17 protein-coding genes are annotated in these 21,588 nt (G+C 41.0%); 9 read left to right on the plus strand and 8 right to left on the minus strand.

Annotated elements, in window-relative coordinates:
• Positions 1-17: 17 nt before the first annotated feature.
• From AB6735_RS09480 to AB6735_RS09490, 3 genes are all read left to right on the plus strand, one after another.
• Positions 18-1,151, plus strand: coding sequence for an aspartate aminotransferase family protein (locus AB6735_RS09480; RefSeq protein WP_370995688.1), 1,134 nt, complete (start codon positions 18-20; stop codon positions 1,149-1,151).
• Between the two features lie 86 nt (positions 1,152-1,237).
• Positions 1,238-2,185, plus strand: coding sequence for an N-acetylornithine carbamoyltransferase (locus tag AB6735_RS09485; protein WP_370995689.1), 948 nt, complete (start codon positions 1,238-1,240; stop codon positions 2,183-2,185).
• A gap of 12 nt (positions 2,186-2,197) precedes the next feature.
• Complete coding sequence (locus tag AB6735_RS09490) at positions 2,198-2,581, plus strand: hypothetical protein (protein ID WP_370995690.1); 384 nt, start codon at positions 2,198-2,200, stop codon at positions 2,579-2,581.
• Between the two features lie 6 nt (positions 2,582-2,587).
• On the opposite strand, the gene AB6735_RS09495 is transcribed toward AB6735_RS09490, so the two are convergent.
• Positions 2,588-3,886: an NAD(P)/FAD-dependent oxidoreductase gene (locus AB6735_RS09495; RefSeq protein ID WP_370995691.1), complete on the minus strand. Its 1,299-nt coding sequence runs from the start codon at positions 3,884-3,886 to the stop codon at positions 2,588-2,590.
• Between the two features lie 203 nt (positions 3,887-4,089).
• Here AB6735_RS09495 and argB point away from each other — a divergent pair, with 203 nt between their 5' ends.
• From argB to AB6735_RS09515, 4 genes are all read left to right on the plus strand, one after another.
• The gene (gene argB, locus AB6735_RS09500; protein WP_370995692.1) at positions 4,090-4,935 is read left to right on the plus strand and encodes an acetylglutamate kinase; all 846 of its coding nucleotides are present in this window, start codon (positions 4,090-4,092) and stop codon (positions 4,933-4,935) included.
• Positions 4,932-5,750: a pyrroline-5-carboxylate reductase gene (gene proC / locus AB6735_RS09505; protein WP_370995693.1), complete on the plus strand. Its 819-nt coding sequence runs from the start codon at positions 4,932-4,934 to the stop codon at positions 5,748-5,750. Before argB ends, proC begins: the two co-directional genes overlap by 4 nt.
• A 186-nt stretch (positions 5,751-5,936) precedes the next feature.
• On the plus strand, positions 5,937-7,313 hold the full coding sequence (locus AB6735_RS09510) for an aspartate kinase (RefSeq protein WP_370995694.1): 1,377 nt from the start codon (positions 5,937-5,939) through the stop codon (positions 7,311-7,313).
• 210 nt (positions 7,314-7,523) lie between these two features.
• Positions 7,524-10,334 carry a prolyl oligopeptidase family serine peptidase gene (locus AB6735_RS09515; RefSeq protein ID WP_370995695.1) on the plus strand — a complete coding sequence of 937 codons (2,811 nt, stop codon included), beginning with the start codon at positions 7,524-7,526 and terminating at the stop codon, positions 10,332-10,334.
• Between the two features lie 86 nt (positions 10,335-10,420).
• Here the strand turns inward: AB6735_RS09515 and AB6735_RS09520 are convergent, their stop codons facing one another.
• The 3 genes from AB6735_RS09520 to AB6735_RS09530 are packed head-to-tail and all read right to left on the minus strand — an operon-like array spanning position 10,421 to position 15,925.
• On the minus strand, positions 10,421-11,905 hold the full coding sequence (locus AB6735_RS09520; RefSeq protein ID WP_370995696.1) for a dihydrolipoamide acetyltransferase family protein: 1,485 nt from the start codon (positions 11,903-11,905) through the stop codon (positions 10,421-10,423).
• 55 nt (positions 11,906-11,960) lie between these two features.
• Positions 11,961-13,196 carry a competence/damage-inducible protein A gene (locus tag AB6735_RS09525; RefSeq protein WP_370995697.1) on the minus strand — a complete coding sequence of 412 codons (1,236 nt, stop codon included), beginning with the start codon at positions 13,194-13,196 and terminating at the stop codon, positions 11,961-11,963.
• A 5-nt stretch (positions 13,197-13,201) separates the two neighbouring features.
• A complete protein-coding gene (locus tag AB6735_RS09530; RefSeq protein WP_370995698.1) occupies positions 13,202-15,925 on the minus strand; it encodes a putative LPS assembly protein LptD in 2,724 nt (907 codons plus the stop codon).
• A 52-nt stretch (positions 15,926-15,977) separates the two neighbouring features.
• Here AB6735_RS09530 and AB6735_RS09535 point away from each other — a divergent pair, with 52 nt between their 5' ends.
• Together AB6735_RS09535 and AB6735_RS09540 are read left to right on the plus strand one after the other, a co-directional pair.
• Positions 15,978-16,889 carry an N-acetylmuramoyl-L-alanine amidase gene (locus AB6735_RS09535; RefSeq protein WP_370995699.1) on the plus strand — a complete coding sequence of 304 codons (912 nt, stop codon included), beginning with the start codon at positions 15,978-15,980 and terminating at the stop codon, positions 16,887-16,889.
• Positions 16,890-16,982: 93 nt separating this feature from the next.
• A complete protein-coding gene (locus AB6735_RS09540) occupies positions 16,983-17,927 on the plus strand; it encodes an MlaD family protein (RefSeq protein WP_370995700.1) in 945 nt (314 codons plus the stop codon).
• A gap of 144 nt (positions 17,928-18,071) precedes the next feature.
• Here AB6735_RS09540 and AB6735_RS09545 read toward each other — a convergent pair whose 3' ends face one another.
• The 4 genes from AB6735_RS09545 to AB6735_RS09560 all read right to left on the minus strand — a co-directional run bounded on the left by AB6735_RS09545 (position 18,072) and on the right by AB6735_RS09560 (position 21,496).
• A complete protein-coding gene (locus AB6735_RS09545) occupies positions 18,072-18,986 on the minus strand; it encodes a ribonuclease Z (RefSeq protein ID WP_370995701.1) in 915 nt (304 codons plus the stop codon).
• Positions 18,987-19,008: 22 nt separating this feature from the next.
• Positions 19,009-19,386 carry an STAS domain-containing protein gene (locus AB6735_RS09550; protein WP_076378832.1) on the minus strand — a complete coding sequence of 126 codons (378 nt, stop codon included), beginning with the start codon at positions 19,384-19,386 and terminating at the stop codon, positions 19,009-19,011.
• A 53-nt stretch (positions 19,387-19,439) separates the two neighbouring features.
• Positions 19,440-20,384 carry a phosphoribosylaminoimidazolesuccinocarboxamide synthase gene (locus AB6735_RS09555; RefSeq protein ID WP_370995702.1) on the minus strand — a complete coding sequence of 315 codons (945 nt, stop codon included), beginning with the start codon at positions 20,382-20,384 and terminating at the stop codon, positions 19,440-19,442.
• Positions 20,385-20,536: 152 nt separating this feature from the next.
• Positions 20,537-21,496 (minus strand): PhoH family protein, encoded by a 960-nt coding sequence (locus AB6735_RS09560; RefSeq protein WP_370995703.1) that lies wholly within the window; start codon positions 21,494-21,496, stop codon positions 20,537-20,539.
• Between the last annotated feature and the right edge of the window lie 92 nt (positions 21,497-21,588).

Consider the following 21,588-nt stretch of genomic DNA (forward strand, 5'->3'; position numbering starts at 1 on the left):
CTTTTAGCTTAAATAATATGAATTTATTCGACGTATATCCTGTTAATCCAATAAATATAGTAAGAGGCCAGGGCAGCCTGGTTTATGACAATCACGAAAACGAGTACCTGGATATGTACGGGGGACACGCGGTAATATCCATCGGCCATACCCACCCTCACTATGTAAAACGTTTGGAGGATCAGTTACATCAGTTGGGTTTTTATTCTAACTCTATCGAAATCCCTATTCAAAAAGAACTGGCAACCAAATTAGGTAAAGTATCTGGTAAGGATGATTACCAGCTGTTTATGTGTAATTCAGGTGCCGAGGCCAACGAGAATGCTTTAAAGCTGGCCTCATTCTATAACGGCAAAAAAAGGGTGATCGCTTTTACAAAAGCATTTCACGGTCGTACCTCTTTAGCCGTCGCTGTTACCGACAATCCTAAGATCGTAGCACCTATCAATGAAACCGATAACGTAATATTTTTACCATGGGCGGATGATACTGCGTTAGAACAAGCCTTTGCCGATCATGGGAACGAAATATCATCGGTAATTATCGAAGGTATACAAGGCGTTGGCGGTATACAAGTGGCGCCTGAGAGCTTTTTGCAAAAGATCCGTTCCTTGTGCGACCAGCATAATGCCGTTTTTATAGCCGATTCTGTTCAATGTGGTTATGGGCGTACCGGTAAATTCTTCTCCCAGGATTTTGCCGGTGTTAATGCCGATATCTATAGCATGGCTAAAGGCATGGGTAATGGTTTCCCGGTTGGTGGCATTATTATCTCACCAAAAATACAGCCCGCTTATGGTATGCTGGGTACTACTTTCGGTGGCAACCATTTGGCCTGTGCCGCTGGGTTAGCTGTATTGGAAGTGATGGAGCAGGACAACCTGATGCAAAACGCGGCAACCATTGGCGAATACCTGATCAAGGAGCTTAATAAGCTTGAACAGGTTAAAGAAGTACGCGGTCGGGGCCTGATGATCGGTATTGAACTACCAGAGGAGCTGTCAAACGTGCGTAAAGATCTTTTATTTAAACACCGTATTTTTACTGGTGAAGCCAAACCAAACGTGGTAAGGTTGCTACCTGCTTTAAATTTGACCAAAGCACATGCCGACAGATTTTTAGAGGCTTTTGTAAATGTTTTAAACCAATAATTGAGCGCCCTCTAAACGGCGAAGCTCTCATGTAATAATCTCCCCTAAAGGGGAGACTTTATATTAAATTATATTAAGTAAAGTCCATGAAACTATTCTCTTCTGTAAACGATGTTGCCGATATCAATGCTCTTGTAAAGGAAGCCTTGACGCTTAAACAAGATCCGTATGCTAACCAGGATCTGGGTAAAAACAAAACTCTGGCATTGATATTTTTAAACCCAAGTCTGCGCACCCGTATGAGCACTCAAAAAGCAGCCCTTAACCTGGGGATGAATGTGATGGTGCTTAATATTGATAAAGAAGGATGGGCTTTAGAGCTTCGTGACGGCGTAATTATGGATGGCAGCACAGTAGAGCATATCCGCGAAGCCGCGGGCGTTATGGGACAGTATGCAGACATCATTGGCGTACGCTCGTTTCCTGGCTTAAGGAACCGCGAAGAGGATTATAGCGAGATGATTTTCAATAAGTTCGTTCAGTTTTGTAAAGTACCGGTTGTAAGTCTGGAATCAGCTACCCGTCATCCATTACAGAGCCTGGCCGACCTGATCACTATTGAAGAATTAAAAACAACAGCTCGGCCAAAGGTAGTATTAACCTGGGCTCCGCATATCAAACCGTTGCCGCAGGCTGTACCAAATTCCTTCGCGGAATGGATGTGTAAGGCCGATGTTGATTTTACCATTGCCCAACCTAAAGGCTATGAGCTTTGTGCCGATTTTACTCAGGGCGCAAATATTACTTGTGATCAGGACGAAGCATTAACCGGTGCTGATTTTATCTATGTAAAAAACTGGTCGGCCTATGAGCCTTACGGTAATATCCTTGGTAAGAATGAGGAATGGATGCTGACCAATGAAAAGCTAAAACTTACTAACGATGCCAAGGTAATGCATTGCTTACCTGTACGCCGCAATCTGGAGCTCTCAGATGAGATACTGGACGGGCCAAACTCGGTAGTAGTTCATGAGGCAGGGAATCGTGTTTGGGCGGCGCAAGCAGTGCTGAAGCAGATGCTGGAAAGTCTTTAACTTTAACTCGATATGGGTAAGGTTTATGATATATTGCTTGATAAAGTTAAAATAGGTACCTCTCGGCTCGAAAACGCGGACGCTCCTATGGGTGTGGTATTTGGGCGCGTTGAATTTATCGACCCAACATTAGGATACCAGTTTTTCAAGAACTATTGTTTACAAAACAAGGTAGATTTTACAGATTGTCCTGAAGATAAATTGATATCTATCCGGATGATACCCGATTTAAGTGTATGTGATAAAAGCGGTTATGAGATAAAAGGGTTGGCATCCTCTATTTCCGGAATGGATAATGATCAATTTGATATTTCAATTGAAGGGATTTCCTATCCATTTTACCAGGAAGAATTCCCACATCACGTAAAGGCTTATACAGATAAATTCCCTTTTTAACCAATCTTACTTTGGCTCCGGATCTATCGCCCTGGTTTTAATATCAAAATAACGGATGATCAAGCGGTTATCACTATTTTTAGTAAAGTAGGATATGGCCCAGCTAAAAAATATAGTTCCTTTATTGGTAAAACCTGCCAGTGACATAATGTGAACCGCTCCCCATATAACCCAGGCAATAAATCCCTGCAGATGAATCCGGCCAATATCCGCAACGGCCTTGTTTCTGCCGATGGTAGCCAATGATCCTTTATCGTTATACTTAAACGGAATTGTACCTTCACCATTAATTATACGAACCAGATTTTTTGCCAGATGTCTTCCTTGCTGTATGGCCACCTGCGCCACCCCAGGATGTCCATTTGGTGTATCGGCGGTAATTACTGCTGATACATCGCCAATCGCAAAAATATTGGCATAGCCATTTACCCGGCCAATGCCATCCGTTTGAATACGGTTGCCTTTGGTGATGGAAGTCTCAGGCATTCCGCCGGGCACTTCTCCTTTTACACCTGCTGCCCACAAAACGTTACGGGTTAGTATGATAGTACCATCATCTATTTTAAGTTCGGTGCCATTATAACTTTGTACATGCACGCTATTAAATATGGTTACATCCATATCCAGCAGAAACTTTTTGGCTTTTGCAGATGCGCCGGGCGAAAACGCTGCAAGCAATTCTGGTTTACCCTCCACCAGGTAAACTTTCATATTGTGTTTACGCAGGCCGTGATAATCTTTCATGAGTATCAACTGGCGCATTTCGGCCAAAGCGCCTGAAAGTTCCACACCGGTTGGGCCGCCCCCTACCACAACAAAAGTCATTAAAGCTGCCTTCTCCTCAGGATCTTTGGCAATTAACGACATTTCCAGATTTTGCAAGATCAGGCTGCGCAGATTTAATGCCTCTGGGATGTTTTTCATAGGCATAGCAAAGTGCTCTATTTCCTTATTTCCAAAAAAGTTAGTGTTTGATCCTGTTGCTATGATCAGGTAATCAAAATAGATAGTACCTATGTTAGTAGTGAGTGTATTATTTTCCGGATTTACGCGCTCCACTTCGGCCAGGGCAAACCTAAAATTGTCCTGTTTGGTAAATATTCTCCGGATAGGGAAGCCAATCGAATCGGCAGCAATACCACCAGCTGCCACCTGATACAGCAAAGGCTGAAAAGTGTGATAATTATGTTTGTCTAATAAAAGCACATCTACGGGTGCCTTTTTAAGGTTTTTGGCTAATTCCAGTCCGCCAAATCCTCCACCTATAATAACTACACGGGGTTTTGTACCTTTTTTTTGATCCATAGGAAAACTTTGTTACAAGTTTAATGCCTTAAAATTTCAATATTACTAATTATTTCATAATCAAATTGTAAAGTTACGCAGATAATACTTTAATCATTTTTTAACATTTTTTGAATAAAATACACTATAAATTCATATTTTTAGCAGATTCCTGTTTAATTTAATAGGAAATTAACATCAAGACGGCTATATTACTATTAATAATGGGTAAAACTGATACGGATTCAGCAAATTCTACACAGTTACAAGAAAATAAAAGCTTGTACATCATAAAAATCGGAGGAAACGTAATTGATAACTCGGAAAATCTGTATCATTTTCTAAAAGATTTTGAAGGACTGAATGGTTTTAAAATATTAGTACATGGCGGAGGCAAGGTTGCTACTCAAATTGCCGAAGAATTAGGCATCGAAGCAAAGATGGTTGATGGCAGGCGCATTACCGATATTGAAACACTAAGGGTTGTGACCATGGTATATGGAGGTCTGATCAATAAAAATATAGTAGCGCAATTACAGCGTTTTGGTAATAACGCTATTGGCCTTACCGGGGCTGACGGCAATTTTATCCTGGCCAAAAAGCGCCCGGTAAAAACTATTGATTATGGCTTTGTTGGCGATATTGATGAAAACTCCATCAACCCAGAAAATATAAGTCGTTTGATGCAGGCGGGCTTCACCCCAGTTTTTTGCGCATTGACGCATGATGGTGAGGGGCAATTATTAAATACCAATGCAGATACTATTGCCTCGGCATTGGCCGTGTCATTATCATCATTGTATGAAACCACACTTATTTATTGCTTTGAGAAAAAGGGTGTGCTTCAGGATATTAACGATGAGGACTCACTGATCAGGGAGATCGACCCGGTACGTTATGAAGAACTAAAGATCCAGCGTATTATACATAGTGGCATGTTGCCTAAGCTTGATAATGCTTTTACCGCCATTGCATGTGGCGTAAAGGCAGTGATCATAGGCAAATCAGACGACCTGGGACAATTAAAAGAAAATAAACCATTTGGAACACGTTTAAGTAAAAACGCATGAATTCATCACAGCATTTAGCCATTTTAGGCTCTGGTAACATCGGGCTGTCATTAGCCAAAGGGTTGGTAAAAGCAAATATTTGCAAGCCCCAGCAAATTTCCCTCACACGCCGGAATGTATCGGCCCTGGCAGAGTACACCCAATTAGGGTACCACACTACCGATAATAATTCCAAGGCCGTTAAAAAAGCCGATATTATTGTTTTAGCGGTATTACCTCAACAGCTCAATAAACTGCTGGATGAAATAAGGCCCGTTATAAAAGCCGAAAAGCAGTTGATCATCTCTGTAATATCCGGGGTTACTTGTAACGATATCCGTCAACAGCTTGATCTGAATGTACAGGTAATCAGGGCAATGCCTAATACGGCTATTGCTATTGGTCATTCTATGACCTGCATTGCTACGGATAACGGCACCAATAAAAATATAAACCTGGTAAAATCCCTTTTTGATACGGTGGGCATGAGTATCCAGATCAATGAAGAGCTCATGACATCAGCAACCGCACTCTGCGCCTGTGGTATAGCGTTCTTCCTGCGCTCTATCCGTGCGGCCTCGCAAGGCGGTACCGAGATAGGTTTCCATGCTCATGACGCCTTAAAAATGGCAGCTCAGACCGCCAAAGGCGCTGCCGATCTGCTGCTGCAATTGGCTTCCCACCCCGAGCAGGAAATTGATAAGGTAACCTCACCAAGTGGCTGTACTATTGCAGGTTTAAATGAAATGGAGCATAATGGCTTCAGTTCAGCCATGATCAAGGGTATTAAACTTTCGGCCGAAAAAGCTGGCGATCTTTACAAGAAGGACGAATAGCCCCTCATAAAACATATTTTATTTTGATAACAGGTATATCATATTGATATACCTGCTTAAATAACTTACATAAATATAATAACCTAAAAACCAATTCCTTAAACGCGCCATATCAAACTAAAAAGCCATTATTTTATGGGTGGTACAGTTTTGGCACTCGTGCGCTAAAAGCGTTTATTTTTAAAAATGTTAACAGTCGAAAAAATCGGCGGCACTTCTATGACCGCCTTAAATGATGTGATCAAAAACATCATCCTATTTGAACGTTCCGGACAGCAATTGTATAACCGCATCTTTGTTGTATCGGCCTTTTCGGGGGTAACCAATCTCCTGCTCGAAAACAAAAAAACCGGTGCGCCGGGCGTTTATCATAAACTGGCTACTTATAAAGATTTTCACAAACCACTTAAGGCCCTGATCGTAAAACTAAAACAGATCAATAAAAGTTACGAGAGCCTGGGACTGAATATCGCCGAGGCCGATAAATTTATTGAGCAACGCCTTAAGGATGCACAAACCTATCTGGAAAACATAGCTAATATCCTGGCTTCGGGTTATGTAAATAAAGACGATGTTTTGCTGGCCGCCCGCGAGATCCTGGCATCTATCGGCGAAAGCCATTCAGCTTTTAACTTTACCAATATCCTGCAAAACATGGGTATCAATGCTACGTTTGTTGACCTGAGCGGCTTTCATGACCATCGCTCCTTCACCATCGACCAACGCATTAAGAAAGATCTGCAGCATATTGATTTTGAGAACACTATAACTATTGTAACCGGCTATACCAAAGGTACAGAAGGTATTATGCGGGAATTTGACCGGGGTTATTCGGAGGTTACTTTTAGTAAGATAGCGGTAGCCGTTAAACCGGAGGAAGCCATCATCCATAAAGAATATCACTTGTGCACAGCCGATCCGGAATTGGTTGGGGTCGAAAACTGCTTCCCGGTAGGTAATACCAATTATGATGTGGCCGATCAGCTGGCAGACGTGGGCATGGAAGCTATCCATCCCAAAGCATCAAAACCATTGGAGATCCATGACATCGATCTTCGCATCAAAAACACCTTTCAGCCGGAGCACCCGGGTACATTGATAACCCGCGAATATATCTGCGACAAAAAACGGGTTGAGGTGATTACAGGCACAGAACGTGTTATGATGATCGACATTTACGATCCATCCATGGTAGGTAACGTAGGCACTGATTTCCACATTATGCAGCTGTTCTATAAATTCGGTGTAAGCTATACTTTTAAAGCTACCAGCGCCAATAGTATCTCGATTGTGATATGGGATAAGGATTTTAATAAAAAGCTAATACAGGAGCTTGAAAACGATTATGAGAAAGTAACTGTGGAAAAAATGGCGATGGTTTGTCTTATAGGCTCCAATATGGATCAACCCGGTTTGCTGGCTAAATCTGCAACGGCTTTGGCTCAGAAAGGCATCAACATCAAAAGCTGTGGTTTCGCCCTACGCAAGGTTAACATCCAGTTCCTGATAGCTCGCGAAGATTTTAAAGAAGCTATTAAAGCCTTGAATAAAGCGATGATCTAAATTTTCACAGTTCCCTCAGGGTCTCTCGCATAGAACGCTGAAATATTGGCCTTATCACTCACCGGAACTCCTGAAAGGGACCCGGAGGGGATAATTGTCTATCACTTTACGCTTTGGGCCTTCTGCTTTCAGCTTTATTGTAACTTTCCTGTGGCTTAATTTTTATAAATGCCCTGTTTTTAGCATATTTAACTCTTACTTAAGTTACTTATGCACAAAACCCTACTCCTGCTATTTTCGATTTTCATTTTTCTTAATGTATCCGCTCAAAAAACAGCCAAAAAACCTTTAGATAATACCGTTTTTGACGGATGGCAAAGTATCAGCAATCAACACATCAGCAATAATGGTAAATGGATATTTTATGTAGTAAAACCACAGCAAGGAGATGCTGAGCTGGTGATTACCAATGCCACTAATACTACTAAAGTAAGGATCCCCCGTGCTGATACTGCCAGTTTCAGTAACGACTCCAAATTTGTTACGTTCCTGATCAGGCCTTTTTATAAAGCCATTCGTGAAGCTAAAATTAAAAAGAAAAAACAGGCCGATTTCCCCAAAGATACGCTGGGCATCATTACACTCGGCTCACAATCCGTTACAAAAGTGCCCGCTATCCGGTCGTTCAAGCTCTCAGCGAATGCACCCGTTGTAGCCTACCTCGCCGCTGCTGATACCATAAAAAAACCACTACCTAATGATACTTCAAAAAAAGCCGTAAGTGCAACCATAGCTCCCACAACACATGAGGGTTCCAACTTAACTGTAAGCAAGTTAGGTACAAACACAACCCGCACATTCAAATACGCTACCGATTATCAGTTGAGTAAAAACGGAAAGTTATTAGCGTTTGCCGTGACAGCTCCAACAAAGCAAAAAGACGTCAAATCGGGCATGTACGTTTATGATATTGATAAAAACACTGTCAAGACTATTAGTACCGGTCGCGGCAATTACCGCAATATCACCATCGACGATGACAGTAAACAACTGGCTTTCACAGCCGAGAAGAACCCTGAAAAAGCGCTGGTTAAGCCTTTTAAACTTTATTATTATACCAATAGCCGCGACAGCGCGGTAATTATAGCGGAAGCCGGATCAAAAGGTATTCCGGAGCGTTGGACAATAAGCGGCGATGGCAAGGTTTATTTTAGTAAAAGCGGGAGCAACCTGTTTTTTGGAACCGCTCCTATCCCAAAACCGGCTGATACTACTATTGTAGATTTTGAAGTGGCTAAACTGGATATCTGGAATTACAAAGATGATTATCTGCAACCTCAGCAACTAAAAAACCTGCAAACGGAATTAAAACGCAGTTACTTGGCCGTTATAAAACCGAATGAAATTGAACCGAAACCATTACAATTGGGCAGTAAGGCTATACAGGAAGTATTTGTTGCCGAAAACAAAGACGCCCGTTACGTTTTAGGGGTAACTGATACAGGTGCCCGCATACAAGCCCAATGGCAAGGCGGCACCAAGCAACAGGCTATTCTGATAGATACCAAAAGTGGCAATAAACGACTTATTAATGCAAGCTCAAGGGCAAGGTACCGGATATCTCCCGATGGCAAATATGTGATCTGGTTTGATATGGAGCAGCAGAATTGGTTTTGTTATACTATTGCCAATGGTCAAAAAAGCAATCTTACAGCTACTATCGGAACAAAAATGGGTGACGAGCTGAATGATGTTCCGGATTTTGCCCCTGATTATGGACTTGCAGGCTGGCTACAAGGCGACAAGGCAGTTTTAATATACGACCGCTATGATATCTGGAAGATCGATCCGGCCACAGGTGCTGTTACCAACTTTACCAATGACATAGGCCGCAAGAACAAATTTATCATCCGTTATGATATTACTGATCCGGAACAGAAGTTTATTCCGCTAAAACAGCAAATGTGGTTACAAGTACAAAATGAGGTAAATAAGCAATGGGGGTATTACACCAAGTATCCGGAGAGCAGTTCAGTTCCGGAAAAGGTAAATATGATCCCGATGAGCTATGGTGATCTGTTAAAAGCTAAAAATGCCAATACCTACATTTACACTAAAGGTAGCTATGAGTTGCCTCCCGATCTGTATGTATCAACTGATCTGAAGAAAGAGACTAAACTAAGCGATATCAATCCTCAGCAAGCCGAATACAACTGGGGAACAGCCTCGCTGGTAAAATGGACAACCCCTAAAGGCTATCATTCAGAAGGTATTTTGTATAAACCAGAAGATTTTGACCCGGGTAAAAAGTATCCGATGATCGTGTACTTTTATGAAAAACTATCCGAAGGGCTTTTTAATTACATCGCTCCGGCTCCCACTCCCTCCCGTTTGCCTATATCATTTTTTGTAAGTAATGGCTATTTGGTTTTTGCACCAGATATCAGCTATCAAACCGGGCATCCGGGTGCTTCTGCGGTAGAATATATCAATTCGGGTGTAGAATCGCTTAAAAAGAACTCATGGGTTGATGCAGCCCACATCGGCATTCAGGGGCAAAGCTGGGGAGGTTACCAGGTGGCTTATCTGATAACACAAACCAATATGTATGCTGCCGCCTGGGCGGGTGCACCAGTAGCCAACATGACATCGGCTTATGGTGGTATCCGCTGGGAATCGGGTTTAAACAGGCAGTTTCAATATGAAAAAACACAAAGCCGTATTGGCGCGACTTTATGGGAAAAACCAGAGCTGTATATAGAAAACTCACCTTTATTTCAGCTGCCTAAAGTACAAACACCGGTAATGATCATGAGCAACGATGCCGATGGCGCTGTACCATGGTACCAGGGTATAGAAATGTTTACCGCTTTGCGCCGCCTGGGTAAACCGGTTTGGCTTTTGCAATACAATGGCGAAGCACATAACCTGGTGCTAAGGCAAAATCGCAAGGATATTACCATACGTGAGCAACAGTTTTTTGACCACTTTTTAAAAGGCGCACCAATGCCCGTTTGGATGGCTAAAGGGGTGCCCGCCGTTGATAAAGGAAAAGACTGGGGTTTTGAATTGATAAAGTAAATATATAACGCTGAATAAATCGAATCTTAACCGAAACGAAGAAGCCAGGTACTGCCCGGCTTCTTTGTTATAATATATGAGTTAAATTATATTGCTCTGTTTGGATCCCACTGTTCGAGGTAATCGGCAACGCGGCGCACAAATGATCCGCCTAAAGCGCCATCAACCACACGGTGATCATACGACAATGACAGGAACATCATGTGGCGAATAGCGATCATGTCCCCTTCTTTAGTTTCAATTACCGCAGGTTTTTTTCTGATAGCCCCAACAGCCAGAATAGCGACCTGTGGCTGATTAATAATAGGCGTGCCCATTACATTTCCAAATGAACCAACGTTGGTTATTGTAAAAGTGCCATCTTTTACATCATCAGGTTGCAACTTACCAATACGGGCCCTGTTGGCCAGATCGTTTACCGCTTTCGTAATTCCCAATAAATTTAATTCATCGGCTTTTTTAATCACAGGAACTATCAGGTTACCGCTGGGTAAAGCGGTAGCCATGCTAATGTTAATAGCTGCTTTTTTAATGATCTGGGTACCGTTTACGGTAATATTGATCATCGGAAAATCTTTGATAGCTTTTACAACGGCCTCGATAAATATCGGTGTGAAGGTTATTTTCTCGCCTTCGCGTTTTTCAAAGCTGCTCTTCACCTTCTCGCGCCATAATACCAGGTTGGTCACATCCGCCTCTACAAATGAAGTCACGTGTGGCGAGGTTTGCTTGCTCATCACCATATGATCGGCTATTAAACGACGCATTCTGTCCATTTCAATAACTTCATCAGCACCGGATACTGAAGCAGCGGGCTTTGGCGGCGCTTCTTCCGCTTTAGCTGGTTCAGCAATTGGAGCTACAACCGGAGGAGGTGTATAAGTACCTGTAGAAGCAGTGACAGGAGCATTAAATGATACCGGAGCTTGTTGCTGTATCGGCTCTTCTGTTTTTTGAGCAGCAGCTGGCTTCTGTTTATGTTGAAGATAGCTTAAAAGATCATCTTTGGTCAAGCGTCCATCGGAACCACTTCCAGGTATCTTATCCAGTTCGTCGGTACTGATTCCCTCCTGACTGGCTATGTTTCGTACTAATGGTGAGTAAAAACGTCCTTCACTTTTAAATGCAGGGGCATCAGCAGAAATATTCTTTTTCTCCAGTTGATCCAGGCCTGGTATGGCTATGGATTCAGGCGAAACAGATGACTCTTCATTTTGCACTGTTTCTGCAACAGGATCTGGTGTTAGTATATGAGCCGGTTCTTCGGCGGCTTTTTGTTCTTCTACAGGTTGTACAGCTGCTGGTGTTTCGGCTTCGTTTGAATCAGGTTCACCGGTTTCAATAATAGCGATAACCGATCCTACCTGAACAACATCGTTCTCTTTGTAAAGCTGTTCTACAAGTTTACCAGCCACGGGAGATGGAACATCAGAATCAACTTTATCTGTTGCTATCTCCATTACTGCTTCATCTGCGTCTATATGATCTCCTGGATTTTTTGTCCATTTAATTATAGTTGCTTCTGCAACACTCTCACCCATTTTTGGCAATAATAGTTGGTATTTGGCCATTCTAAAATTATAGTTTCTCTCCCAAAATTAGGAATTTCGATCAGTACTTTACAATTTATGTGAGTAAAGTATTCAACATTGATAATGCAGCTACCGCGCTCCTTTCAATGTTTTGACGACGTTTATTACCGAATGTGTATTTCTTTATTAACATTTTTTGCTTGTTAGCAACTGCAATCCACACAGTACCAACAGGTTTAGTTTCAGTACTTCCATCAGGGCCGGCAATACCGGTTATGGCTATGGCAAAATCCGATTTAAAATTTTTCAATGCGCCCTCCACCATTTCTTTTACAGTTTGTTCACTTACAGCTCCAAAATCCAGTAGTGTTTGGTGTTTTACTCCCAAAACACTCTCCTTTAATTCATAAGCATAAGTTACTCCGCCACCTAAAAACACTGTTGAAGAACCTGGATGCTGGGTAAATAAATGAGACAGATAACCGCCAGTGCAACTTTCGGCTACAGATAAAGTAAAACCCTGTGCCTCCATTTTATCCAGTATAGCTTTTTCAAGGGCTATATCTTCATCTATTACAAAAACTGCTCCTATCCTTTCAATTATTCTTTTGGCAAATTGATCAACTTGCTCCTGCAAATCCGCTTCATGTTCACCAAACGCGCTTAAGCGTAAACGTACCATTCCCAATTTGGGCAAATAAGCCAATTTGATATGTGCAGGAAGATCGTCTTCGATATCAGCTATGCGTTCCGCCAAAAAAGACTCACCCTCGCCAACGGTTAAAATGGTTTTATGAATAATAACAGGCAGCTTGAATAACTCTTTAATTTTCGGCAGTACTTGCTCGGTCATCATATACATCATCTCGAAGGGCACTCCCGGCATAGATATATAGGTGACATTATTTTCATAAAACCACATACCTGGCGCTGTACCATTTTGATTAAAGATCACTTTACAATTAGCAGGTACTGAAGCCTGTAAACGATTAACCTCAAGCAAAGGACGATTAAAACGGGCAAAAATCCCCTTTACATGTTCAAGCGTATCAGGATCTTCAACCAGTTCAACATTAAAATATTCTGCTAATGTTTTTTTGGTAATATCATCCTTTGTTGGCCCAAGGCCTCCGGTGATAAAAACAATATCCACACGGTTAGCAGCCTCCGCTAAAGCTTTCAAAATATGTTCCCGATCATCAGATACCGAAGATATTTGCTTTACCCGTATACCAATTTGATTTAATTCGGTAGCCATCCAGGCTGAATTGGTATCAACAATTTGGCCTATAAGTATTTCGTCGCCTATAGTTATAATTTCTGCCAGCATTTCAATTAATAAAAAGTTCCACTATTGGTATAATCATTTCGCTTACTCAGTTTCAGATCCTGCAATATAGTCGATTTTACCTTCAGGGTAACATTATATGATTTCAAATAACCAAAAGGGATCCATTGAATGGAAAGATCCCAGCAGTGCAGGTCACGATAAATAGAAAACGACGTGGCGCTTCCCAGTTTCCCCGCTTTGATGTCATAGTTAGTGGAATATTGCACCTTCCACTTAGGCGAAACATTCACGTCTCCGCTTATCTGTACCGTATTACTCGTACTAATCGTGTTTAACGAGTTGGTATAACTGTAGCTGTAGTTAAAGTTAATGTTCCATGGCACGTTAAAATCGACATAAGCATTTGGATCGCTGTTCACCAGGGCCAAACGCTGGGATTGGGTTGGTGTAAGGTTAGCCAGGCCGTTTACCGCACCTGGGGTACCGCGTGCAGCCGCCTTTGTTGAATTTAAACTACCACTCATAGATATGCCTACATTTGACAATTGCGGAAACTTACCATCTTGCCATGTATAGCGGTTGATAGGCTGGCTATATCTTACAATATTATTATTTTGGATAGAGTCACGAACAACCGTCACATATGGATTAAAACTGCCCTGAAAGCTAATACTTAATTTTTGATTAAAAATAGCGGTATGCCCCGAAAACGTAATCGGCGAAAGCTTCATGGTATCGGCAGCAAAGTTGTAAAAGGTTGAAAACGACAGACCCTGCAAAATGGTTATCTTTCGATCGGTACCGGATGTATCCGTACTCTTCGCTTTTACCTTGGCTTCAATGGTATTATCTAAGCTAAAATTAAGCCCGGCTTGCTTGCCTGGTGAAGGCCCCCCGTAAACCGCCCCGTCAAAAATAGAATATTTTTGTGATGAGTAAGGATACGGTATGGTAGCATTGCTTACCGCTGTTTTATAATATCCAAAACTTGGATCAGAAAAATCCGGGCGGTAACCAAAGCTTATGGATGGTGTCATCACATGCCGGATAGCCTTTAAATTACCATGCTTAAAGTTGATCTGCCCATACAATTTGGTAGATAGGCCTGTACTTACACTGTATTCACCGGCACGTTTAAAACCAGGGATAGTGTCCGTGATCAACTGATCGGAGTTGCTGATACTCCCGCGTTCAAATCTTTTAGTTATACTTTGAAAATACCAACGCTCGGTATAGTTAATGCTACTGTTAAACTGAAAGTATTTCAGCACGTTAAGGCCTAAGCTCACCGGTATTTGATGCTGGAAACCATTTTGTAAACGTTTTGAAAGGGTCTCGCTTTTAAAAAGTTCAGCCTCCGGAATATTGTTTACTTTATTGGTGGCTGTCATGTTGTAGCTTACGGTAATTTTCTGATACCATTTTTGCTCGCCAACTCTGTCCTTAGAATCAAACGGGTTTATAGACGACATACCAAAGGCCACTGTTGGTAATTCTATAGTAATGGTTTTTGTGTCTATCTGCTGGCTATGAGACAAACCCACACTTAAATTAAATGGTGTACCCGCCCATGTTTTGCCATAAGATATACTCGAACGTAAACTACTTGTAGCTATAGTATTTACGTTGACTGTTCCCCTTGTATTTCTGAAAAACCCTGATGTACCGGCATTTACCGATGCGCTAAAAGTAGATCCGGGATTAGCGTTCGGATCCTGGGAGTGTGTCCAGTCAATGTGAACGTCTTTTGTAGATGGATCACCGGGCAGGCCATAATTGTGCGATCCAAAGCTTAGTGCCAGGTTACCGGTATATTTATATCGTTTTAAATAACGCATAACGCTATTTAATTCATATGATCCTTTGGAGTATACAGTAGCTGTGGTCGTCAGATCTATATAGTCGTTAAACCCTAAATAATATCCAAAATTGGAGAGTTTAAATCCAAGTTGTTGATCTTCACCAAAAGTGGGTAGTATAACACCGGATGTTCGTTGGTTGGGTTTCGGAAAAAAGCCAAATGGTATTGCCAGCGGTAAAGGTATTCCCTCTATCTCCAGGTATGCAGGGCCGGATATGATCCTGTTTTTTTCGCCAATACCACGGGTTATCACAACACCAAAATGGGTTTCCGGATATGGGAGATCACAAGTACTGAATATGACATTGCGATAGGCGACTTCGGTTTCATTGAGTTTTTTTGCCTGCCCACCGGATATAAAATTCCCCTCCTGTTCTGATGCTGGGTTATATAGTTTTCCCTTCTTGGTTTCATAATTAAACAGCAGCGAATCAGAAGATACCGGTTTCTCACTCTTTTGTTTGGATATTGGCCTACCTATATAACGATGTGTACGCGGATCAATGCTCCCACGGGCGAACATCACGTGATTTTTCCGATCAACGCGAATATAGTCGGCATCAAGTTCGAAATCTTCATAAGTAACGCGGGCACGACCATATAAATATAAAATATCATGTTCATTATCTACATGGGTAGAGTCTTCGGCAACAGCTTTTATTTCGGATTCGATATCACCCTTCTTTTGTGTAGTATCAGTTTTTGTAGCAGGGGAATTTTTGGGCGATGGGTTACGCGTGTTTTTTTTGCCTTTAAGCAGTTTCTTGTCCTTAATAGTATCCAATTTAATAATAGTATCTCTAACAGGTTTGCTGCTATAGCCTTTATATGTATTTTTGCTTTCGGCAGAAAATACACTCACCGTTAAAATAATCGCAAGCAGAAAAAAGAAGGTTGTGGATTTCAAAATTGATTATGAATAGTATTTTTGCAGATAAAGTTAACAGCGTTCAAAAATAATGAAAAATAGGGCATTGAAAAGATTGATTTATAGTTTATCGGTATTGCTGGCACTCCTTTCATATTTTCCGGTCACATCTTATGGTTTCATAAAAAAAGATACGGTTATAAATAACACAGGTTTCAAGATCAAAACTATTATTGTTGATGCCGGTCACGGAGGCAAACCATCCAGTAATGTAGGTCACTTTTCACATGGTGCATCAGGCGAATATTCTACTGAAAGGAATGTAACGCTTGCAATTGCGTTAAAATTGCAAAAAGCTGTAGAAAAAGATATGGCAGGTGTAAAAGCCGTACTCACGCGCAGCACTGAAGATGATGTTTCTTTTGAAAGACGTGCTGAAATAGCCAACGAGAATAAAGGAGATGTTTTTATTTCGATACACTGTAATTCTTTATCGGATAGACGCGTAAGCAGAAGGGTAGGCACCAAACATCATAAACCGGTTTATAAAACAAGTTTGGTTCCAGATCGTTCAGGTAAGGGTGTGTTGTTACTGGTTTATGCATTAAAGCGTACAAGAGAGGCAGAAAATGAGATCAAAAGGAACCAGGTTGAAGGTGAATCTGAACTTGATGGAGGAGCTTTAGACCCTAACGATCCAATAACTATTATTTTAACAAACGAGTATAAAAGAAAATTCAGGCAGCAAAGTATAAATCTGGCAACGTTACTTAATAAAGAGTTTGTAGAAACAGACGGCAGGCCAAGTGAAGGCATAAGAGACCAGAGCATTTATGTATTATGTCATAGTTCTATGCCATCTGTTTTAGTAGAAACAGGATATATTAATAACCCTGATGATGAGGCGTATTTAAATTCGGAGGATGGGCAAAACGCGATCGTCAATTCTATTGTAAGGGCTTTAACAAATTTTAAAAACGAGGTTGAGCAGGTTTCAAAGTAATATAGCTTAGCTTTGCCTGTTATATAATATAACGTAAAACAAAACAACCAACGATTCAAAACAGAAGAAATTTAACCTGAAAACCACTACTTAATGAAAATCTCAAACGAAACAAAAATAGGTGCCCTTACAGCCATCGCCATTACTATATTGATATTAGGATATAGTTTTTTGCGCGGCAATGATGTTTTTTCGGGCTCCAATAAATATTATGCGGTTTACAGAAGTGTGGAAGGTCTTGCCTTAGCAAAACCGGTATTGGTTAACGGGTTTCAGATAGGGCGCGTTTCCAGCATGAAATTGCAGCCTGATGGCCACACCATCGTAGAGTTTAAGATCGATCCGGATTATGTTATACCTAATAATACACTCGCTAAATTATCAAGTACCGATCTTTTAGGCAGTAAGGCCATTGTTTTTGAGCTGGGCAACAGTAAAATTGCTGCTGAAGATAAAGATACGCTAAAAGCCGACATACAGGGAAGCCTGGCCGAAAGCTTGCAACCAATCCAGAAAAAGGCCGAGATGCTAATAACAAAAATGGATTCCTCATTGGCGGCTATCAATAAAATTTTGAATCCGAACTTTCAAAAAAATGTGGATCGCAGCTTTGTAAGTATTGCTAACTCATTGCAAACCCTGGAGGGTACTACTAAAAAGATCGATAACCTGGTAGCTTCTCAATCAGGACATATCAATGGCATTTTGACCAATGCCGAGGTAGTATCAGGCAGTTTAAAAACCAGTACTGCTCATTTAAACGGTGTGACTGCCAACTTTGAAAAAGTTAGCAACGATATAGCAGCCTCAAACATTAAACAAACTTTAGACAATGCCAATAAAGCCATGGCTGATCTGCAGGCAACCATTGCCAAGATCAACAACGGTCAGGGGTCATTAGGCTTATTGATGAATGACGATAAGATGTACAAAAACCTTACTGATGCATCCAATAACCTCAATAACCTGTTCATTGATCTGAAAGCACATCCAAAACGCTATGTAAGCTTCTCGGTTTTTGGCGGCAAAAAAGATTAACTTTTAGAATCAAGAGATTAGAGTCAAGAATCGAGATAGAAGAATATCATTAGAATCAAGTGATTAAATAGCCTTTTACATAAAAAGTGGGTTTACATGTAAACCCACTGAGTCGCCCTAATCCTTGACTCTAATATCTTGATTCTATTCTATAGCGAATGTTTTTCCCTCAATAGCTAATTCCGTATCTGGAAAAACACTTCTGGCTTCATCGAGCAACTCGTTTAAGGTTTTATATCGGGCAGAAAAATGACCGATCAACAGTTTTTTGGCATGGGTTTTTAAGGCAATCTTCCCGGCTTGCAATGCAGTGGTATGATGTGTGTCATTTGCCCTGTCAAGCATATCATTTAAAAATGTAGCTTCGTGATAAAGCAGCGTAGCGTTACTGATCTGGTCAAAATATTGCTCGTTATACAACGTATCTGAACAATAGGCATACGATTTCGGGGTTTGAGAATCGATAGTTAAGGTATCATTCTTATACACCTCGCCACTTGCCGAAGTATAATCATTTCCCCTTTTTAAAGCTGTATAGTACTCTACAGGCACATTCAGATCTTCCAGTTTTTCCTTTATCAGCTTGCGTAAACGCTTCTTTTCTTTAAATAAGAAACCAGTACAGGCAATACGGTGATCAAGCGGAATAGTCTCCACAATGACATCGCTGTTATTGATAATCACTTCTGGTTTTTGAGCGTCAATGGCTGTAAATTCTAACGGAAACTGCAGGGTTGTTTCCGAATATTTGAACTGCAGATCAATAATTTCCTTCAAAGGAGCCGGGCCAAAAAGATAAAGCGCTTTTTTGCGTCCGTTAAGATGCATAGACGATAATAAGCCTATTAGTCCCAGATAATGATCACCATGAAGATGACTGATAAATATATGATCGATACGGCTGGCTTTAATATCGAAACGCAGCATTTGCTGCTGGGTACCCTCGCCGCAATCAATTAAATATAGGCGCTCATTGATATTGAGCGCCTGTGATGTGGGATTTCTGTTAAAAATGGGTGTCGCGGAGCTGCTCCCCAATATTGTTACCTCAAATTTCATATAGGGTAAACAATCATAAGGCTTATCTTGCTTCTTTTTTCAGCTCTTTTTCAATCTCTTCCATAAAAATAAGATCGATACCTTCTTCGGCTGTGGGTACAATGTTCAGTACATTATCCAATTGTGATATAGTTACCAAACGGGCTACCGCATCATTTAAGCCTGCCAGGATAAATAATCCGGTAGCATTTTTACATAAACGGTGACCTACCAGTAGACTGCTTAAACCAGAAGAATCTGCAAATTTTACCTGTGAAAGATCAAGAATTATATTTCGCTGACCTTCAGTATTGATCAATATCAACTCAGACTTTAATTGAGGCGTAACCAATGAGTTTAATTTTGACTCATTAAGTTTCACTAAGATATATTTCTCGTGCTTATCGACAGTAAATTTCATTCTTATTAATAATTAGAAAGCTAAGATATGATAATTTTACGGGTAATTAAAAACTACAAATTTGTTAAGGCTGCTTTTATGCCGGTTTCAACCCGGTTAAGCACGCTTTCATTATCTGGTTTTACAAAAGGCTCACCGATAATCTGCTCGTATAACTCTATATAACGCTCAGAAATGGATTGTACAATTTCCGGGGTCATAACGGGTACTACCTGACCATCTTTCCCCTGGAAACCGTTCTCAATCAGCCATTTTCTAACAAACTCTTTCGAAAGCTGTTTCTGTGGCTCACCTTTTTGTTGGCGCTCTTCATAACCTTCTTTATAAAAATATCTCGATGAATCGGGCGTATGTATTTCGTCAATCAGATAGATCTGGTCGCCGACCTTTCCAAATTCATATTTGGTATCAACCAGGATCAAGCCTTGTTTGGCTGCTATTTCTGTTCCGCGTTTATACAAGGCTTGGGTGTAGGTTTCCAGTTTAGCATAATCATCAGCCGATACTATATTTTGTTTCAATATTTCGGCTTTGGATATATCTTCATCATGTCCAACAGATGCTTTTGTGGTTGGTGTTATGATGGGTTCGGGCAGTATGTCGTTCTCCTTTAAACCTTCGGGTAAGCTTTCCCCGCAAACTTGTCTTTTACCGGCGCTATATTCCCGCCAGGCATGACCGGCCAAATATCCACGAATTACCATCTCGACCTTAAAAGGTTCACAGATACGACCAATGGTAACACTCGGATCAGGCACAGATATTACCCAGTTTGGTACAATATCAGCGGTAGCTTCTAAAAAGCGGGCTGCTATTTGATTAAGTACTTGTCCTTTGTATGGAATAGGCTCTGGTAATACCACATCAAAAGCCGAGATGCGGTCGGTAACAACCATGGCCAGGTATTTATTATCGATAGTATAAACATCACGTACCTTGCCTTTATAATAGTTTGTTTGGCCAGGTAAGTTAAAATGAGTTTCTTTTATTGCGTTCATTCTTTGATTTAGATTTGAGATGTGAGATAATGAGATGTGAGACCAAAATCGGTCAAAAATCTATAATCTCAATCTATCAATTTGATACTTTATGTGAGAGGCAAGACGCATAGCAAAGTGTCTCATATCTAACATCTAATATCTCATATCTACTATTGTATATCACCGTAGGCTTCCAGTATTTTACGTACCAGTTTATGTCTCACCACGTCCTCGCCGCTCAGGTAAACAATTTCAATTCCTTTTATATCTGTTAATATGCGCAGGGCGGTATGTAGGCCCGATTGTTGTTTTTTAGGTAGATCGATCTGGGTAACGTCACCGGTTACAATAAACTTGGCCGATGGCCCCATGCGGGTTAAAAACATTTTGAGCTGCATGTCGGTGGCGTTTTGTGCCTCATCCAATATCACAAAACAATTATCCAATGTACGGCCACGCATAAATGCTAATGGTGCTATCTCAATAGTACGGTTCTCCAGGTAAAACTTCAGTTTCTCTGCAGGGATCATATCATCAAGCGCATCATACAAGGGCCTTAGGTACGGATCAATCTTTTCTTTCAGGTCGCCAGGTAAAAAGCCGAGGTTCTCCCCTGCTTCAACCGCCGGTCTGGTCAGGATTATCCTTTTGATCTCCTTGTTTTTAAGCGCCCTTACCGCCAAAGCTACTGCTGTATAAGTTTTACCGGTACCTGCAGGTCCTATGGCAAAAAGTATATCGCTTTTATTAATACAGTCAACCATTTTACGCTGATTGGCTGTGCGCGCCTTCACCATTACACCGTTTGGCCCAAAAACAATCACTTCGCCGCTGGCAAATTTATCAGCCGATGGATCAGCAGATGGTGCGTTTATATTTTTTGAACCGAGGATACGCTCCAGGTCGGTAATATTCAGGTTTTCGAACTTCTCTACATGTTGTAGCAGATGATCGAATTTTTCCTGAAAGATATTCAGTTCGTGATCATCACCCAGAATTTTAACTTCGCTGCCACGTGCAACTATTTTAAGCTTAGGATATTGTTTCTTAATGATCTCAAAATGATCATTATTTGGCCCCCACAATACTGCCGGATTTACATTTTCAATAGATAGCTTTAGCTCGTTCAATACTAATTTGATTTTTAGTTACGGATTTTTATGAATTAAAAATTGAATATTTGTAGCTTCAAATGCTACTACAAGATTAGCAATAAATATTA

The sequence above is a fragment of the Mucilaginibacter sp. RCC_168 genome (assembly GCF_041355315.1).
Lineage (GTDB): Bacteria > Bacteroidota > Bacteroidia > Sphingobacteriales > Sphingobacteriaceae > Mucilaginibacter.

Excerpts from the sequence above, each read along its gene's own strand:
- AB6735_RS09480 (WP_370995688.1), top strand. The coding sequence starts at position 18 with ATGAATTTATTCGACGTATATCCTGTTAATCCAATAAATATAGTAAGA.
- AB6735_RS09485 (WP_370995689.1), top strand. The coding sequence starts at position 1,238 with ATGAAACTATTCTCTTCTGTAAACGATGTTGCCGATATCAATGCTCTT.
- AB6735_RS09490 (WP_370995690.1), top strand. The coding sequence starts at position 2,198 with ATGGGTAAGGTTTATGATATATTGCTTGATAAAGTTAAAATAGGTACC.
- AB6735_RS09495 (WP_370995691.1), bottom strand. The coding sequence starts at position 3,886 with ATGGATCAAAAAAAAGGTACAAAACCCCGTGTAGTTATTATAGGTGGA.
- argB (WP_370995692.1), top strand. The coding sequence starts at position 4,090 with ATGGGTAAAACTGATACGGATTCAGCAAATTCTACACAGTTACAAGAA.
- proC (WP_370995693.1), top strand. The coding sequence starts at position 4,932 with ATGAATTCATCACAGCATTTAGCCATTTTAGGCTCTGGTAACATCGGG.
- AB6735_RS09510 (WP_370995694.1), top strand. The coding sequence starts at position 5,937 with ATGTTAACAGTCGAAAAAATCGGCGGCACTTCTATGACCGCCTTAAAT.
- AB6735_RS09515 (WP_370995695.1), top strand. The coding sequence starts at position 7,524 with ATGCACAAAACCCTACTCCTGCTATTTTCGATTTTCATTTTTCTTAAT.
- AB6735_RS09520 (WP_370995696.1), bottom strand. The coding sequence starts at position 11,905 with ATGGCCAAATACCAACTATTATTGCCAAAAATGGGTGAGAGTGTTGCA.
- AB6735_RS09525 (WP_370995697.1), bottom strand. The coding sequence starts at position 13,196 with ATGCTGGCAGAAATTATAACTATAGGCGACGAAATACTTATAGGCCAA.
- AB6735_RS09535 (WP_370995699.1), top strand. The coding sequence starts at position 15,978 with ATGAAAAATAGGGCATTGAAAAGATTGATTTATAGTTTATCGGTATTG.
- AB6735_RS09540 (WP_370995700.1), top strand. The coding sequence starts at position 16,983 with ATGAAAATCTCAAACGAAACAAAAATAGGTGCCCTTACAGCCATCGCC.
- AB6735_RS09545 (WP_370995701.1), bottom strand. The coding sequence starts at position 18,986 with ATGAAATTTGAGGTAACAATATTGGGGAGCAGCTCCGCGACACCCATT.
- AB6735_RS09550 (WP_076378832.1), bottom strand. The coding sequence starts at position 19,386 with ATGAAATTTACTGTCGATAAGCACGAGAAATATATCTTAGTGAAACTT.
- AB6735_RS09555 (WP_370995702.1), bottom strand. The coding sequence starts at position 20,384 with ATGAACGCAATAAAAGAAACTCATTTTAACTTACCTGGCCAAACAAAC.